This is a genomic window from Pseudomonas citri (genome assembly GCF_025336485.1).
Taxonomy (GTDB): domain Bacteria; phylum Pseudomonadota; class Gammaproteobacteria; order Pseudomonadales; family Pseudomonadaceae; genus Aquipseudomonas; species Aquipseudomonas citri.
In genome coordinates this window covers 353,423-366,929 of the sequence record NZ_JAODAB010000001.1, presented here as the reverse complement: position 1 = coordinate 366,929, position 13,507 = coordinate 353,423, and the positions used below count along the sequence as shown (strand labels likewise).

Genomic DNA, 13,507 nt, shown 5'->3' with positions numbered 1-13,507 from the left:
GTTCGGGGCGTTTTTTTTCCTCTCGTGGAAACAGCGGGTATGCTGATGGCCTGCCAAAAGGAGACAAAGATGGCCTACGATTTTGACCTGTATGTGATTGGCGCCGGTTCCGGTGGTGTCCGGGCCGCGCGGTTCGCCGCCGGTTTTGGCGCCAAGGTGGCCGTCGCGGAAAGCCGTTACCTGGGCGGGACCTGTGTGAACGTTGGCTGCGTGCCGAAAAAGCTGCTGGTCTATGGCGCGCATTACGCCGAGGATTTCGAGCAGGCCTCGGCGTATGGCTGGACCGCAGATGAGCCAAGCTTCGACTGGGCCACGTTGATCGACAACAAGAACCGCGAAATCAGCCGCCTGAACGGCATCTACCGCAACCTGCTGGTCAACAGTGGCGTGGTGCTGCACGAAGGCCATGCCCGGCTGACCGGGCCCCATGAGGTCGAGATCAACGGCCAGCGTTACACCGCCGAACACATCATGATCGCCACGGGTGGCTGGCCGGTCATCCCGGACATCCCTGGACGCGAGCACGCCATCAGTTCCAACGAGGCGTTCTTCCTCAAGACGCTGCCCAAGCGTGTCCTGGTGGTGGGCGGTGGCTACATCGCGGTGGAGTTCGCCGGGATTTTCCACGGTATGGGCGCGCAGACGTCCTTGTTGTACCGCGGGGAGCTGTTCCTGCGCGGTTTCGATGGCACGGTGCGCAAACACCTGGCCGAAGAGCTGACTCGCCGTGGCCTGGACCTGCAATTCAATGCCGACATCCAGCGCATCGACAAACAGGAGGATGGCAGCCTGCAGGTGACGCTCAAGGATGGCCGCACGCTGCTCACCGACTGTGTGTTCTATGCCACCGGTCGGCGCCCGATGCTCGACGATCTTGGCTTGGAAACCACCGGCGTCACGCTGGACGAAAAGGGGTTTGTCCAGGTTAACGAAAAGTACGAGACCGCCGAGCCGTCGATCCTGGCCATTGGCGATGTGATCGGTCGCGTCCAACTCACACCCGTCGCCCTGGCCGAAGGCATGGCCGTGGCGCGGCGCCTGTTCAAGCCCGAGCAGTATCGCCTGGTGGATTACCGGATGATTCCCACCGCCGTGTTCAGCCTGCCGAACATCGGCACGGTGGGCCTGACCGAAGAGCAAGCGAGGGAAGAGGGGCATGAAGTGCAGGTATTCGAAAGCCGCTTCCGGCCGATGAAGCTGAGCTTGACCGATTGTCAGGAGCGCACCCTGATGAAACTGGTGGTGGATGCCCGGACCGACAAGGTGCTCGGTTGCCACATGGTTGGCCCGGACGCCGGGGAGATCGTCCAGGGGCTCGCCATCGCGCTCAAGGCCGGTGCCTCCAAGCGTGATTTCGACGAAACCATCGGCGTGCACCCGACCGCCGCCGAAGAGTTCGTTACGATGCGTACGCCGATCGCCTGATGCAACTGTAGGAGATCCCATGGGAGCTCCTACAGATTTCTTCTATCTATAGGATTTCCTGATAGCCAAAGCCAATCATTCACATGAGGTTTGCCAATGAGCCAGCCTGGGGGTGAGTGGGTAAGATCCTCTCCATCAACTTTTCAACCCTGACGGAGAAACATCGATGCCTATCATCAACAGCCAAGTCAAACCGTTCAACGCCACCGCTTTCAAAAACGGCGCCTTTGTCGAAGTGTCGGACGCCGACCTGAAAGGCAAATGGTCTGTCGTATTCTTCTACCCAGCTGACTTCACCTTCGTTTGCCCAACCGAGCTGGAAGACCTGGCTGACAACTACGCCGAATTCCAGAAACTGGGCGTCGAGATCTACAGCGTGTCGACCGACACTCACTTTGCCCACGCTGCCTGGCACAACACTTCGCCAGCCATCGGCAAGATCCAGTACACCATGATCGGCGACCCGACCCACGTCATCTCCCGCAACTTCGATGTGCTGATCGAAGAAGTCGGCCTGGCTGACCGCGGTACTTTCGTGATCAACCCACAAGGCCAGATCAAGATCGTTGAAATCAACGACGGCGGTGTCGGCCGTGACGCTTCCGAACTGCTGCGCAAGATCAAGGCTGCCCAGTACGTTGCCGCTCACCCGGGTGAAGTCTGCCCAGCCAAGTGGAAAGAAGGCGAGGCCACCCTGGCCCCGTCCCTGGACCTGGTCGGCAAGATCTAAGTCCATGCAGCACTCGAGGGCGGTCATCCGCACCTAAGCAAGCCGCACCGCCCACAAAAAACGCCCGGGCGAGATTCGCTCGGGCGTTGTTTTTTCTGAAATTCGAAAATGGAAATCGCCCGTATGTTGGACGCCAATCTTAAAGCTCAGTTGAAGTCATATCTGGAACGGGTCACCCAGCCGATCGAGATCGTTGCATCCCTCGACGACGGTGCGAAATCCCAGGAATTGCTGGCGCTACTCAAAGACGTCGCCAGTCTTTCCAGCCACATTACCTTGCTTGACAACGGCACCGATGCGCGCAAGCCTTCGTTCTCGTTGAACCGCCCGGGAGCCGATATCAGCCTGCGTTTTGCCGGCATCCCCATGGGCCACGAATTCACTTCGCTGGTGTTGGCCTTACTGCAAGTCGGCGGCCACCCTTCGAAGGCCAGTGTCGAAGTGATCGAACAGATCCGTTCGCTGAAAGGCGAGTTCAACTTCGAGACCTATTTCTCCCTGTCCTGCCAGAACTGCCCGGACGTGGTCCAGGCGCTGAACCTGATGGCGGTGCTCAACCCGAACATTCGCCACGTCGCCATCGACGGTGCGTTGTTCCAGGCTGAAGTCGATGAACGCCAGATCATGGCCGTGCCCAGCGTTTACCTCAACGGTGTGAACTTCGGCCAGGGCCGCATGGGCCTGGAAGAGATTCTCGCCAAGATCGACACCAGCGGCATTGAACGCCAGGCTGAGAAGATCAGCGCCAAGGATGCCTTTGATGTACTGGTGGTAGGCGGTGGCCCGGCCGGTGCGTCGGCGGCAATCTATGCCGCCCGTAAAGGCATCCGTACCGCTGTGGCGGCCGAGCGTTTCGGCGGCCAGGTGCTCGACACCATGGCCATCGAGAACTTCATCTCGGTCCAGGAAACCGAAGGGCCTAAACTGGCCGTCGCCCTGGAAGAACACGTCAAGCAGTACGACGTGGACATCATGAACCTGCAACGTGCCGATGCCTTGCTGCCCGGCAAGGACGGCGAGCTGCACGAAATCAAGTTCGCCAGCGGCGCGAGCCTCAAGGCCAAGACCGTGATCCTGGCGACCGGTGCCCGCTGGCGTGAAATGAACGTGCCGGGCGAGCAGCAATACCGCAACAAGGGCGTGGCGTACTGCCCGCACTGCGACGGCCCATTGTTCAAGGGCAAGCGCGTGGCGGTGATTGGCGGCGGTAACTCTGGTGTCGAAGCGGCTATCGACCTGGCGGGTATCGTCGCCCACGTCACGCTGCTGGAGTTTGACGTGCAATTGCGTGCCGACGCGGTGTTGCAGCGCAAGCTGCACAGCCTGCCGAACGTGACGGTGATCACCAACGCCCAGACCACCGAAGTGACAGGCGACGGCCAGAAGGTCAATGGCTTGCGCTACAAGGACCGTCCGAGCGGTGAAGTGCGAGACGTGGCGTTGGAGGGGATCTTTGTGCAGATCGGCCTGTTGCCCAACACCGATTGGCTCAAGGGCACCGTCGAGTTGTCGCCGCGGGGCGAGATCATCGTCGATGCCCGGGGTGAAACCTCGATCCCGGGCGTGTTCGCCGCCGGTGACGTGACCACCGTGCCGTACAAGCAGATCGTGATCGCCGTGGGCGAGGGCGCCAAGGCGTCGCTGAGCGCCTTCGACCACCTGATCCGCACCTCCGCGCCGGCATAAACAATCGACTGCTGGAAAAACAAAACCCCATGGGCCGTGGCTCATGGGGTTTTGCTTTATGGGCGGCGGTATCGCTTACAGCGGTGCCGGCTGGATGATTTCCACCCAGTAGCCATCCGGGTCCTTGATGAAGGCCAGGCTTTTCATGCGACCGTCGCTCAGGCGCTTCTGGAAGTCACAGCCCAGGGCTTCGAAGCGTTCGCAGGCGGCGACGACGTCCGGCACTGAGATGCAGATGTGACCGAAGCCGCGTGGATCGGTGTTGCCGTTGTGGTAGGCGAACGCCGGGTCGTTTTCCGTGCCATGGTTATGGGTCAGTTCCAGGATGCCCGGAATTGATTTCATCCATTCGGTACGCGCCGCGGCGTCTGCCGGAATCTGGCTCTTGTCCACCAGCGCCAGGAAATACAGGCTGAATTCAGCCTCCGGGAAATCGCGTTTTTCCACCAGCGAGAAACCCAGCACGCGGGTGTAGAAATCCAGCGACCGGGTGATGTCCTTGACCCGCAGCATGGTGTGGTTGAAGACGAATCGGGCTGTGGCGGCATCGGGTTGGGCAGTGACGCCCGGGAATGTATTGAGTTCTTGCAGGCTCATGGGCCCTCCGGAAAAAAGTGGGGCAAACGGCGTCGTAATGACTACGACGGTTCCTGGGCTTGCGTCAGACGGCTTCCTTGCAGGCAGGTCATGATACGCAAGGGGCCTGGCATCGCCAAACGCCTTGCCTGGTCCTGTCCCGGGCCTCAGACTTTAGGCTCTGTACGAAAAGCCTTGATACTCGTTCATGCTGCGTTGAAAACAGCCTCGTGCGCGAGTCCGATCGCAATGCTCATGTACTCCAGTACACTGCGCTTGCTCGGCTGCTTTCGCCTTGCCTGACCTTCGTCTCAAGACTTTTCGTACGAGCCTAGCGCTCGGCCCTGGGTGTCAAACGCAATGATCCGACTGTTCCTTTCGCTTTGTGTCTCTCTGTTTGCCGTTATCGCGAGTGTCGCCGTCCAGGCCGCCGAGCCGCAGGTGACGTGGCCCCGGGGCTGGGCCGTCGAGCCGTTGCCCGCCGACACCGCGACCGCGCCTGGAACTTCCCGGCAGCGTGCGACCAAGAGCGATCCGGCGGGTAATGCCTTGATGGTCATGGAACTGACCACGACGCCAGTCGAATCTGGCCATCAGGTCAACTTGCAAGGTGTGTTGCTGGAAATGCGTAAATCAATTCAGAAGGATTTTTTCCGAGGCGGTTACCAAAGTGCCTGCAATAAGATTCATGCGTCCATGTTGGGTGGGGTAACAGCCTTGGAGACCACTTGCACAATCACGCAGAATGGGCAGCACGTACTGTCTCAGGCACTCGTTGCGGCATTAAATGACGGCAGGGCTTATGTGCTGTCCTATGCCGGACAGGCGCAGGTGTTTGTTGATAGCCAGGATGAAATACAGGCTGTGCGAAACAGCCTGAAACTATAAGGCTGGTTAGTCGAAAAGTTGCGCTCAATAAAAAAGCCCTGAGAATACTCAGGGCTTTGCGTTCAAAAGGCTGTCAGCCACGCAACCAGGAATCGACGGTGGCCGCACCGTATTGTTCTTTCCAGGCTTTGAGGCCGCGGTGATTGCCACCCTTGGTTTCGATCAGCTCGCCGGTGTGCGGGTTCTGATAAACCTTCACCACGCGCGCACGGCGGGTCTTGGTGGGTTTGCTCGATTGCAGGCCTGCTTTGGACGGGTTCGGGTCGAGGATCGCGACGATGTCGCGCAGGCTCTTGCCGTAGGTTTTCATCAGCCCCTGGAGCTTTTCTTCGAATTCGATTTCTTTCTTGAGCCCGGCATCGTTCTTCAGCGATTCCAGCTGCTTGAGTTGCTCTTGAAGGGCCTTTTCGGCTGCACGAAATTCAGCGAGTCTGGACAAAATCGTTACTCCAATCAGATTATTTTGGCTGATACCAACCGCAAGCAAAGCTATAAGCCAAGCGCTTTGAAGCGACCCGGTGAGAATCAATCTCCTGCTATCCAGCACAGGTAAAAAAATTGTAGTAGTTAATCCGCCAAGTGTAAATCGTAACTTTTTCGCTATGTAACAACAGCAAACGCTTTTATCCGTTGACGGGTTGCTGCCAATAGCTGGGCGGTGGGTAATTGCCACTAATGTTACGGGCAATTAAGTCCTGTTCACGGAGGATCAAATATTATTCTCGCACCCATCATGTCTCGTGCAATGCCGTATCAGGGCGTCGATAACTGGCGGGCCAGTTCGATGAACGCCAGAGTGGCGGGGGAGGCCTGGCGGCTGTCCAGCACGGCCAGGCCGATCTGGCGCGGGATGCGTGGCGACAACGGCCGCGTGACGAAGCCCGGGTTTTCACCGCCCGGTAGCGAGCCTTCCGACACCACTGTCACGGCGTCGCCGCGCCGTACCACGTCCAGGGTGCTGAGCAGTTGGGCGCAGCGATAACGCACATTGGGTGTGAGGCGTGCGCTATTGAACAGGCGCGTGACCAGCTCGGACGATCCAGCTTCGGTGAGTACGAAGGGATCGTTGCACAAATCCTTGAGGTCCAGGCTGGCGTGGCCTGCCAGTGGATGGGCAGTGGGTAGCAGGGCGACCATCTGGTCCTCCATCAGTGCGAAGGTATCGAAACGGTCTTCGGGCAGCACCACGAAGCCGACGTCGATCCGTCGTTCATCCAGCCACTGGATGACTTGCCGGTCCGGTCCTTCGTCGATGTGCACTTCGATCCCCGGATGTATGGCCCGGTAGCGTTGCAGGATGGTCGGCAGCAGCTTCATCGTCGAAGTCGGCCCGAACGAGCCGATGCGCAAGGTGCCACGGCGCATGCCGCGCGCATCGGCGGCCTCCTGGCGCAAGGTGTTCGCCAGCCCGAGCATGGCGCGGGCCCGCAACAGCAGTTGTTGGCCAATGTCGCTGGGTTCCACCAACGATGGATGGCGCTTGAACAGCTCCACGCCCAGTTCCTGTTCCAAAGACTTGATGGCATGGGACACCGCGGACTGGCTGATCCCCAAACGCGTCGCCGCGGCGGTGAACCCCCGCAGTTCGGCGACATGGGAGAAGATCTCGAGTTGGGTGAGGGTCATGAGGGATTGCTCATTTTACGATGATCGAACATGAGTCAGACAATACCTCACCGCTCTTGTACACGGAACTGTGGCCCCAGGCGCTTTTCCGTGGCGAGGGAGCTTGCTCCCTCGCCACCGTCGACTGATCTCAATGTGGTGAAACCATGAAAGCCCTCGAACAACCCGTTACCGCCCCGTCTGACCTGCCGGTCTACCTCAAGCTCGCCATGGTCACCATGATCTGGGGCGGCACCTTCGTGGCCGGCAGAATGCTGGCCGGCGCGCTGACACCGATGTTTGCCGCCAGCCTGCGCTTTGCGCTGGCGAGCATCGCACTGTTGCTGTTCCTCGGGCTGGCCGGGATCCCGCTCGCCAGGCCCAGCCTGAAGCAAGGGCTGCAACTGGCTGCGCTGGGTTTTTTCGGCATTTTTTTTTACAACCTGTGTTTCTTCCACGGCTTGCAATACATCAATGCGTCACGCGCCTCGCTGATCGTGGCCTTGAACCCGGCGGTGATCGGGCTGGCGTCCTGGGGGTTGTTCAAGGAACGACTGGGCCGGTTGAAAGTGGCAGGTATCCTGTTGTGCATTGGCGGGGCGGGGTGGGTGATCGTCAGTCGTGATCCGGCCTTGTTGCAAGGCGCTGCCCAGGGGTGGATCGGCGACCTGCTGATTTTTGGCTGTGTATTGGGCTGGGGTATTTATTCGCTGTTCTCCAGGAACCTGAATGACAGCCTCGGCCCTTTGCAAACCGTGACCTGGTCGATCCTGCTGGGTACGTTGATGCTGTGGCTGGCCTGCTCGGCGACGGGCGAGGTTCGCTTCGAAACCCTGGGCGGGCTCGGCGCGGGGCAATGGCTGAGCCTGTTGTACCTTGGCGTGCTGGGCTCGGCCCTGGCCTACATCGCCTGGTATGACGGTATCCGACGGATCGGCGCAACCCGCTCTGGTGTGTTCATCGCCCTCAATCCCCTGACCGCAGTCTTGCTCGGTGCACTGTTGCTCGACGAACGGCTGTCCGCCCTGATGTACGTCGGCGGGGGCATGATCCTGCTGGGCATTTTCCTGTGCAACAAACCTCTTGCACGTCCGGCGCAAAAGACGCTTTGATACGGGAGGCGGACAAAACGGGTTACGCTGTGTAGAATCGATTTACGCATATAAGAATAATGTCTTCTGGTAACAGAAGCTTCGCCCGCAAGAGCCTTGGGTCGACATGAAGATACTTGGGTTTCAACTGATCTACGGCGATTACCTCGCCCGCAGCGTTCGCGGCATTTCCTGCGCGCCACCGCGCGCCTCCAGCATGTCCAGCAACTGACGTTCCCGTTGATTGATAAACATGATGAGGCGCCGACATGGCAGATCTATACGAAAACCCCATGGGCCTGATGGGTTTTGAATTCATCGAATTCGCATCCCCGACCCCCAACACCCTGGAGCCGATCTTCGAGATCATGGGCTTCAGCAAAGTCGCCACGCACCGTTCCAAGGACGTGCACCTGTATCGCCAGGGTGCGATCAACCTGATCCTCAACAACGAACCCCACAGCGTGGCGTCGTATTTTGCGGCTGAGCATGGTCCATCGGTGTGCGGCATGGCGTTTCGCGTCAAGGATTCGCAGCAGGCCTACAAGCGCGCCCTGGAACTCGGCGCGCAGCCGATCCACATCGAAACCGGCCCGATGGAGCTGAACCTGCCGGCGATCAAGGGCATTGGCGGCGCGCCGCTGTACCTGATCGACCGTTTTGGCGAAGGCAGCTCGATCTACGACATCGATTTCGTGTTCCTTGAAGGCGTCGACCGTCATCCGGCGGGCGCGGGCCTGAAGATCATCGATCACCTGACCCACAACGTGTACCGCGGGCGCATGGCCTACTGGGCCGGCTTCTACGAGAAGCTGTTCAACTTCCGCGAGATCCGTTACTTCGACATCAAGGGCGAATACACCGGCCTGACTTCCAAGGCGATGACCGCCCCGGATGGCATGATCCGCATCCCGCTGAACGAAGAATCGTCCAAGGGCGCCGGGCAGATCGAAGAGTTCCTGATGCAGTTCAACGGCGAAGGCATCCAGCACGTGGCGTTCCTCACCGATGACCTGGTCAAGACCTGGGACGCGCTGAAGAAGATCGGCATGCGCTTCATGACCGCACCGCCGGATACCTACTACGAAATGCTCGAAGGCCGTCTGCCGAACCATGGCGAGCCGGTTGCCGAACTGCAATCGCGCGGGATCCTGCTGGACGGTTCGTCCAACCCGGACGATAAGCGCCTGCTGCTGCAGATCTTCTCGGAAACACTGATGGGCCCGGTGTTCTTCGAGTTCATCCAGCGCAAGGGCGACGATGGCTTTGGTGAAGGTAATTTCAAGGCACTGTTCGAATCCATCGAGCGCGACCAGGTGCGGCGTGGGGTGCTGGCGACCGACTAATGCCTGATTCATGAGAAACCCGCCCGGCAGTGATGCCTGGCGGGTTTTTATCGCTCGGCGCAGGCCCGGGTTTGGGGGGCTCAAGTCCGGCGTCGTTGCCGCATCAGGTGCTTGAACCCTTCGAACACCAGCACCACCACCGCCAGCCAGATGGGGATGTAGGTCAGCCATTCACCGGCCTGGATACTTTCGCCCAGCAACAGCGCCACGCACAGCAGCAAGACCGGTTCGACATAACTCAGTAGCCCGAACAGGCTGAACGACAGCAGTCGGCTGGCGACGATGTAGGTCACCAGCGCCGAAGCGCTGATCACCCCGAGCACAGGAATCAGCAGCGACAGCCACGGGTGCTGGTCGAACACCCCGAACCCTTGTTCACCGTTGTGCACGAACCAGAAGGCGGCGGGCAATGCCAGGGTCATGTCCAGCCAGAGCCCGCCCAGGTTGTCGGTCTTGATGCGCTTTCGCAGGATGAAATAGAACGGATAACCCACCACCACCAGCAAGGTCGCCCAGGAAAAACCGCCCATCTGGTACAGCTCGTTCAAGACGCCGACGGTGGCGAGGAACACGGCGATTTTCTGGAAATAGGACAGGCGTTCGCCATAGACGAGGCGCCCGGTCAGCACCATCGACAGCGGCAGCAGGAAATACCCCAGCGACACGTCCAGGCTGTAGCCGTTGAGCGGCGCCCACATGAACAACCACAGTTGCAACGACATCAGCACCGAAGACGCGATTGCCGCGAACCACAGGCGCGGCGTGGCGATCAGGCGTCGGACCAGTGTCGTCACCAGGGGCCATTCCCGGGTAACGAGCAGGAACGCCGTCATGCACGGCATTGTCAGCAGCATTCGCCAGCCGAAGATTTCCTCGCCGGACAGGGGGGACAACAGCGAGGTGTAGTAGTACATGACGGCGAACAGCGCGGAGGCCGAGACCGAGAGAGCGATGCCTTTGGACACGGTGATTCTCTGGAGGACGATCAATCAACACCCTACCTGCGGCAAGGGGATTCAATGTGGAAACAAAGCCTGTGAAAGCCCTGTGGGGGCAAGGCTTGCCCGCGATGAAGGCGATGCGGTCTTTGGTGAACCAAGCTGTCTGCATCGCGAGCAAGCCTTGCCCCCACAGATTAAGTCTCCCTGATATTACGAGGTATACGGCACCCGCCCCGGCACGAAGTGGCTCAGGTCATTGAACCCCGGTGTCGAGGCGTGCCCTGGCGTCACCAGCGAATCGATGAAGGCTTCATCTTCTGCGCTGATCGTCACGGCCTGCGCCTTGGTATAGGCGTCCCACTGTTCTTCGGTGCGCGGGCCGACGATGGCCGAAGTGACGGCGCGATTGTTCAGGACCCAGGCAATGGCGAACTCGACGATCCCCACGCCGCGATCCCGGGTGTATTGCTGGATCTGCTGGGCGATGCGCAGGGACTCGACCCGCCATTCGACCTCCAGGATGCGCTTGTCCTGGCGACCGGCGCGGCTGTTGGCGTCCGGTGCCACGTCGGGCGCGTACTTGCCGCTGAGCACGCCACGGGCCAGGGGGCTGTAGGGCACCACGCCGAGGCCATAATTCTGCGCGGCGGTGATCTGCTCGGTTTCCGCCTGGCGGTTGACGATGTTGTACAGCGGCTGGCTGATCACCGGCCGGTCGACGCCCAGGCTGTCGGCGATCCGAATCACCTCGGCGATGCGCCAGGCACGGTAGTTCGACAGGCCCCAGTAGCGGATCTTGCCTTGGCGGATCAAATCGCCAATGGCCGACACCGTGACGTGCAGGGGCGTGTTGTGGTCTTCGCGGTGCAGGTAATAGATGTCCAGGTAATCGGTGCCCAGGCGTGTGAGGCTGGCCTCGATCCCATTGAAAATGTGTTTGCGACTCAAGCCGCTGCGGTTGGGAACGCCATCCAGCGGGCCGAAGCCGACCTTGGTCGCCAGCACCCATTCCTGGCGACGGCTGGCAATCGCCTCGCCGACGATTTCCTCGGAGCGGCCGTTGGTGTAGACATCCGCCGTGTCGATGAAATTGATGCCCTGGTCCCAGGCCTTGTCGATGATCCGCAACGAGTCCTCGGTGCTGGTCTGTTCGCCGAACATCATGGTGCCCAGGGTCAGGGTCGAGACGTGTAACCCGGAATGGCCTAGTGTGCGGTAGCTCATGGACAAGATCCTTTTATCGAGGGGAAAGGCCCAATCAAACCCCAGACGGCGGCGCGGATCAAACGGATTTATCAAACACCGCAAATCAGCTGTGGCACCGCGCCTGCTGACTGAGCGAACCAGGGGGCGTTGGACGACTTTGGAAGGCGGCTTCCCGGTAACCCTTCCGGTGCAGGGCCCTTCAACACGTCGCCCCTTGAGAAATATTTTTTTACATTCCCCTGTAAAAAACCTAAAGCCCCGCCGATAACGGGTTAAGCGCACACAACAATCCATCTGACAATGCGCTTACCGGCATGGATGCTCGACCCCAATACCCCGAGGTCTTCCCATGTCGCTCCGTCGCCTGAACATCGCCCCTCGAGCCTTCCTAGGCTTTGCCTTCATTGCATTGCTGGTGCTTCTCCTCGGCGTGTTCGCCGCCAACCGTATGTCCGTCATTCGCCAGGCCTCGGTGAATATGGAGCAGAACCAGGTGCCCAGTGTCGGCTACCTGGCCAATGTGTTGGAAAACGTATTGCGCATGCGCATCCTCTCGTTCCGCATCCTGGTCAATCGCGAACCGGCCAGCCTGCAAGAGGCCGAGACCCGTATCGGCGCGCTGGTGGACAAACTGCACAAGGCCAACGACAGCTACGCGGCCCTGCCGGCCACCCCGGAAGAGACCGAGCTGTACAAGAGCTTTTCGGTGACCCTGGATAAATACCTGCAAGACCAGAAGCAAATGCTGGAGTTGTCGCGTCAGGACAAGGTCGACCAGTTGCGCACCCACATCAATACGCGGATCAAGGAAGGCACCGACCTGATGGGCGAGCAACTCAACAAGCTCATCGCGATCAACGTGGCCGGTGCCAACAAGGCATCGGCCGAGGCGGGAGAGCATTACGACAGCGCCATCACCGGCATCGTCATCGTTTCGCTGGTGGCCGCGCTGGCCACGGTGGTACTGGCCCTGCTGCTGACCCGCAGCATCGTCACGCCGCTCAACCGGGCGCTGGAGGCCGCCAGGACCATTGCCGGCGGGAACCTCAAGCAAGTCATCGCCGACGACGGCAAGGACGAACCCGCCCGCTTGATCCAGGCCCTGGCCGCCATGCAAGGCAGCCTGCGCCAGACCATCGAGCAGATCGCCGGTTCCGCGAGCCAATTGGGCGCCGCGGCGGAGGAACTGAATGCCGTGACCCTGGAGTCTTCCCGCGGCCTGCAGCAACAGCACAACGAAATCGAACAGGCGGCCACGGCTGTCAACGAAATGACCACCGCCGTCGAAGAAGTCGCCCGTAACGCGGTGTCCACCTCCGAGGCTTCCAACGAGTCGACCCAGGCCGCCCGGGAAGGCCGCACGCGAGTGGTGGAAACCGTCGATGCGATCCAGACCATGACCCAGGATGTGCAAGCCACCGCCTCGATGATCGAGGGCCTGGCGGTCCAGGGCCGCGACATTGGCAAGGTGTTGGACGTGATCCGCGCCATCGCCGAGCAGACCAACCTGTTGGCGCTCAACGCCGCCATCGAAGCCGCCCGTGCCGGGGAGGCCGGGCGTGGTTTCGCGGTGGTGGCCGATGAAGTCCGGGCCTTGGCCCATCGCACTGCGCAGTCGACCCAGGAAATCGAAAAAATGGTCGCCGGTATCCAGAACGGTACCGGCCAGGCCGTGCAGTCGATGCAACAAAGCAACCAGCGCACCCAGGACACCCTGGAAATGGCCCGTGCCGCCGGGGTGGCCCTGGAGCAGATCACCCAATCGATCCAGCAGATCAACGAGCGCAACCTGGTGATCGCCAGCGCCTCGGAAGAGCAGGCCCAGGTGTCGCGTGAAGTGGATCGCAACCTGGTGAACATCCGCGACCTGGCCACGCAATCGGCCAGCGGCGCGAAACAGACCAGCGATGCAACCCACGAACTGTCGCGCCTGGCTGTCGGCTTGAATGCGATGGTGGCGCGTTTTGTGATTTGAGATAGGGTTGAGGCTGGACACCGCGTAATCAGGAGAAC

General features: G+C 60.3%; 12 protein-coding genes and 1 pseudogene. 8 read left to right on the top strand and 5 right to left on the bottom strand.

The genetic code is table 11. From position 1 onward, the window contains the following. The first annotated feature begins 69 nt into the window (after window positions 1-69). The 3 genes from gorA to ahpF all read left to right on the top strand — a co-directional run bounded on the left by gorA (window position 70) and on the right by ahpF (window position 3,841). Complete coding sequence (gene gorA / locus N4Q37_RS01615; protein WP_260954725.1) at window positions 70-1,425, top strand: glutathione-disulfide reductase; 1,356 nt, start codon at window positions 70-72, stop codon at window positions 1,423-1,425. A gap of 166 nt (window positions 1,426-1,591) precedes the next feature. Further along, window positions 1,592-2,155, top strand: coding sequence for an alkyl hydroperoxide reductase subunit C (gene ahpC, locus N4Q37_RS01610; protein WP_260954724.1), 564 nt, complete (start codon window positions 1,592-1,594; stop codon window positions 2,153-2,155). 123 nt (window positions 2,156-2,278) lie between these two features. Continuing rightward, window positions 2,279-3,841: an alkyl hydroperoxide reductase subunit F gene (ahpF, locus tag N4Q37_RS01605; RefSeq protein ID WP_260954722.1), complete on the top strand. Its 1,563-nt coding sequence runs from the start codon at window positions 2,279-2,281 to the stop codon at window positions 3,839-3,841. A 75-nt stretch (window positions 3,842-3,916) separates the two neighbouring features. Here ahpF and gloA read toward each other — a convergent pair whose 3' ends face one another. Then, window positions 3,917-4,438, bottom strand: a complete 522-nt coding sequence (gene gloA / locus N4Q37_RS01600; protein WP_260954720.1) for a lactoylglutathione lyase — start codon at window positions 4,436-4,438, stop codon at window positions 3,917-3,919. Window positions 4,439-4,777: 339 nt separating this feature from the next. Between gloA and N4Q37_RS01595 the strand changes: the two genes are divergently transcribed. After that, the gene (locus N4Q37_RS01595; protein WP_260954718.1) at window positions 4,778-5,305 is read left to right on the top strand and encodes a DUF4946 domain-containing protein; all 528 of its coding nucleotides are present in this window, start codon (window positions 4,778-4,780) and stop codon (window positions 5,303-5,305) included. Window positions 5,306-5,378: 73 nt separating this feature from the next. On the opposite strand, the gene N4Q37_RS01590 is transcribed toward N4Q37_RS01595, so the two are convergent. Together N4Q37_RS01590 and N4Q37_RS01585 are read right to left on the bottom strand one after the other, a co-directional pair. Continuing rightward, the gene (locus N4Q37_RS01590; protein WP_260954716.1) at window positions 5,379-5,744 is read right to left on the bottom strand and encodes a histone-like nucleoid-structuring protein, MvaT/MvaU family; all 366 of its coding nucleotides are present in this window, start codon (window positions 5,742-5,744) and stop codon (window positions 5,379-5,381) included. Between the two features lie 314 nt (window positions 5,745-6,058). Next, complete coding sequence (locus N4Q37_RS01585) at window positions 6,059-6,931, bottom strand: LysR family transcriptional regulator (protein ID WP_260954715.1); 873 nt, start codon at window positions 6,929-6,931, stop codon at window positions 6,059-6,061. A 146-nt stretch (window positions 6,932-7,077) separates the two neighbouring features. Between N4Q37_RS01585 and N4Q37_RS01580 the strand changes: the two genes are divergently transcribed. Together N4Q37_RS01580 and hppD are read left to right on the top strand one after the other, a co-directional pair. Continuing rightward, entirely contained in the window at window positions 7,078-8,022 is a 945-nt protein-coding gene (locus N4Q37_RS01580) for a DMT family transporter (protein WP_260954714.1), read from the top strand. 248 nt (window positions 8,023-8,270) lie between these two features. Beyond that, entirely contained in the window at window positions 8,271-9,347 is a 1,077-nt protein-coding gene (gene hppD, locus N4Q37_RS01575) for a 4-hydroxyphenylpyruvate dioxygenase (RefSeq protein ID WP_260954713.1), read from the top strand. An 80-nt stretch (window positions 9,348-9,427) separates the two neighbouring features. Here hppD and rarD read toward each other — a convergent pair whose 3' ends face one another. Together rarD and N4Q37_RS01565 are read right to left on the bottom strand one after the other, a co-directional pair. After that, window positions 9,428-10,312, bottom strand: coding sequence for an EamA family transporter RarD (rarD, locus tag N4Q37_RS01570; protein WP_260954712.1), 885 nt, complete (start codon window positions 10,310-10,312; stop codon window positions 9,428-9,430). Window positions 10,313-10,498: 186 nt separating this feature from the next. After that, on the bottom strand, window positions 10,499-11,512 hold the full coding sequence (locus tag N4Q37_RS01565) for an aldo/keto reductase (protein ID WP_260954711.1): 1,014 nt from the start codon (window positions 11,510-11,512) through the stop codon (window positions 10,499-10,501). 331 nt (window positions 11,513-11,843) lie between these two features. Between N4Q37_RS01565 and N4Q37_RS27735 the strand changes: the two are divergent. Together N4Q37_RS27735 and N4Q37_RS27730 are read left to right on the top strand one after the other, a co-directional pair. Further along, a pseudogene (locus tag N4Q37_RS27735) lies at window positions 11,844-12,614 on the top strand (MCP four helix bundle domain-containing protein); the annotation flags it as partial. Further along, complete coding sequence (locus N4Q37_RS27730; protein ID WP_390897883.1) at window positions 12,606-13,469, top strand: methyl-accepting chemotaxis protein; 864 nt, start codon at window positions 12,606-12,608, stop codon at window positions 13,467-13,469. The pseudogene N4Q37_RS27735 and the gene N4Q37_RS27730, both read left to right, overlap by 9 nt. The last annotated feature ends 38 nt before the right edge of the window (window positions 13,470-13,507 follow it).